Raw genomic sequence first — 2,529 nt, forward strand, 5'->3', positions numbered from 1 at the left:
GTGGTCGGGCCGCTGTTTGTTGCCGCCTTGCTGTTCGAGTCCACGCGCGGCTATTTCTTCGCCTGGCTCGGGGCGTGCATCAACTATCTGATGCTGATCGTCTTCGCGCTCGTGCTGACGCTGTTTCTTACCCAGACCGGCGAAGCGATCATCGCCACCATCTCGGAGAATGACGAGATAGGCATGGCCGCGATCAAGGCACTGGCCTTTTACGCCCTCGGCTTCTTCTTTTTCCTGCAAATCCCAATGCTCGCCGCCTCGCTTGGCGGCGGCGGCCCTGCCCTTGCCAACCAGTTTGCGTCGGCAATTGCAGCGGCAGGCGGTTTCGTCGTCGGGCGCGGCGCAAGTGGTGCGCAGGCGACCAGCCGGGCCATCGAACGCGGTTTCGCGCGCGGCATCGCGCGGATGCGGACATCGGGTTCAGTCAGTCGTGGGGCGGTGTGAGGGGGGTAGCGTATGGTCAAGCAAGTCATGGGTCTGTTGATGGTGTTGGCGATCGCCATGCCCGCCAGCACGACCATCGCAGCAGCAAAGTCGTCCAAGCTGGCACGGTGCGATGGACACCATCGCCGCCCGGCCAATCCTTACGGCTCGATATTGCCGACGGTCGATCCGCAAACCGGCACGTCAACGCCAGCAGGCCAGACGCCGGGCAACCCCGGTGTAGAGCTGTTCCCCGGAAAAGCGCCGACACCGCCGAAGCCGTCAAAACCGGCCTCGGCGGGAGATAAGGCCTACCCGCAAGTGCCACCGATCAGCTCCGCGCAGCCACAGCGCCTCTATCGGAGTTGCTGAGCGATGGCTGGCGGCGTCACTGACGAGCAAGATCTCAAAGCTTATTTTGCCGAAGCCGCAAGCTGGGATCGCGACCGTTTGCTCAGCGCCAACCGCTCGAAGCGGTTGGCATGGATCGTTGCTGGTGTAGCGAGCGGGCTTGCCATAACCGGCGTGGCAGCGGTTGCGATGCTGACCCCGCTCAAGACCGTCGCGCCCTATGTCATCACGGTGGATAAGGCGACCGGCGCAAGCGAGATCACCGCGTCCATGACTGGCAATAAGCCGATCACCTATAACGAGGCGGTCGCCAAATATTTTCTCGCCGATTATGTCCGCAACCGCGAAGGCTGGATTCCGCAAGCGCGCAAGGAGTTTTTTGAGGGCGTGCTGGCGATGTCATCGCGCGACGAGCAGGCGCGCTGGACGGCTTTCTACGCACATGACAATCCCAAGTCGCCGCAGAGTATTTTCACCGATCTCGACACGGTGTTCATCGCGATCAAATCCGTGACGCTGGTTTCCAAGAACGTGGCGCAAGTCCGCTTCACCAAATCGCTTCAGCACGGCTCGGTTGTGACCGACACCCCGGCCATCGCCACCGTGACCTATGACACCACCGATACACCGACGACCGAACAGCAGCGGTTCAAAAATCCCTTGGGACTGGAGGTGCAGACCTACCGCGCCGATCTGGAGGTGACGCAATGAAAACTGCGCACTGCATTGCGGCGATCGCCATGATGTTCGCGGCCAGCCCGACGTTCGCAAACGAGACCCCGCACCCGACGTCACAAGACAACCGCATCCGCGAAGTCATCTATAGCGAAGGCCAGGTGTTCCGTATCGTCGGCGTGTTCCGGTCGGCAACGCAGATTGTCTTTTCAGCGGGCGAGCGCGTCGAGCATGTGGCGCTTGGCGATACAGTGTCATGGGAAGTCGCCCCGGCCGAAAATTCGCTGTTCATCAAACCGCGCGAACTGGCGGGTGCGACCAACCTGATCGTGATGACCCGTTCGAGTGCGGGCGTTCGCAACTATACGTTCGAGCTGACCGCACGGCGCGGCGGGATTGGTGCGCGGACCACCGATACCTTTTTCAAGGTCGCCTTCCGCTATCCGCGCGAAGAGGCCGCCGCCGCACAGGCCGCCGCGACCCAAGCAGCCTATGCGCGAGCCGTCGCACTCCAGTCGGGTGCGATCCGCTCGGCGCTCGATCTGGGTGTTCTCGAAGGCAGGCGGAATCTCAAATATACCGTGCAAGGATCATCGGCGATCCAGCCCTCAGAAATAACCGACAACGGCCAGTTCACAGCGCTGCGTTTCCCGAACAGACAAGAGCTTCCCGCCTTCTTTGCCGTCAATCCAGACGGCAGCGAGAGCATCGTCCCCTTCGATGTCCGCGACGAATTCGTCGTGATCCACGGCGTGTTCGGCCAGCTCCGCTTGCGGCGCGGCAAAGAGGTGCTGTGCGTCTTCAACGAGGCACCGGATTTCTACGGTCGCGACCCCAAGACCGGCACGGCGTCAAGCATCGTCGAGCGCACGACGGGGCAAGCTAATGGGGAGACAAAGTGATGGCCGACACTGCCAACTCGGACCGCACCCCAAACCGCCCAACCGTCGATCAAACGCCCGATCCCGACGAGATTGACCGCATCCCCGCCGCCGAACGCGGCAGCAAGATGCCGTCCATGCCCGGCACCACGATGGACCCGAAAAAGATGATCGGCTTTGCTGCTGCCGCGGGCGCAGT

At 62.1% G+C, this 2,529-nt stretch carries 4 protein-coding genes; all 4 read left to right on the plus strand.

Going from position 1 to position 2,529, the window contains the following annotated elements; genetic code table 11:
* On the plus strand, positions 1 to 444 hold a 444-nt coding region (locus Q0R27_RS00130; protein WP_293939970.1), incomplete at its 5' end, for a type IV secretion system protein.
* A 12-nt stretch (positions 445 to 456) separates the two neighbouring features.
* The gene (locus Q0R27_RS00135) at positions 457 to 795 is read left to right on the plus strand and encodes a hypothetical protein (RefSeq protein ID WP_293939971.1); all 339 of its coding nucleotides are present in this window, start codon (positions 457 to 459) and stop codon (positions 793 to 795) included.
* A gap of 3 nt (positions 796 to 798) precedes the next feature.
* Positions 799 to 1,485 carry a VirB8/TrbF family protein gene (locus tag Q0R27_RS00140; protein ID WP_293939973.1) on the plus strand — a complete coding sequence of 229 codons (687 nt, stop codon included), beginning with the start codon at positions 799 to 801 and terminating at the stop codon, positions 1,483 to 1,485.
* The gene (gene virB9 / locus Q0R27_RS00145) at positions 1,482 to 2,351 is read left to right on the plus strand and encodes a P-type conjugative transfer protein VirB9 (protein WP_293939974.1); all 870 of its coding nucleotides are present in this window, start codon (positions 1,482 to 1,484) and stop codon (positions 2,349 to 2,351) included. The genes Q0R27_RS00140 and virB9 overlap by 4 nt, the downstream gene beginning before the upstream one ends.
* Positions 2,352 to 2,529: the final 178 nt, after the last annotated feature.

The sequence above is a fragment of the Sphingomonas sp. genome (genome assembly GCF_025362505.1).
Lineage (GTDB): Bacteria > Pseudomonadota > Alphaproteobacteria > Sphingomonadales > Sphingomonadaceae > Sphingomicrobium.

Excerpts from the sequence above, each read along its gene's own strand:
- virB9 (WP_293939974.1), top strand. The coding sequence starts at position 1,482 with ATGAAAACTGCGCACTGCATTGCGGCGATCGCCATGATGTTCGCGGCC.
- Q0R27_RS00140 (WP_293939973.1), top strand. The coding sequence starts at position 799 with ATGGCTGGCGGCGTCACTGACGAGCAAGATCTCAAAGCTTATTTTGCC.
- Q0R27_RS00135 (WP_293939971.1), top strand. The coding sequence starts at position 457 with ATGGTCAAGCAAGTCATGGGTCTGTTGATGGTGTTGGCGATCGCCATG.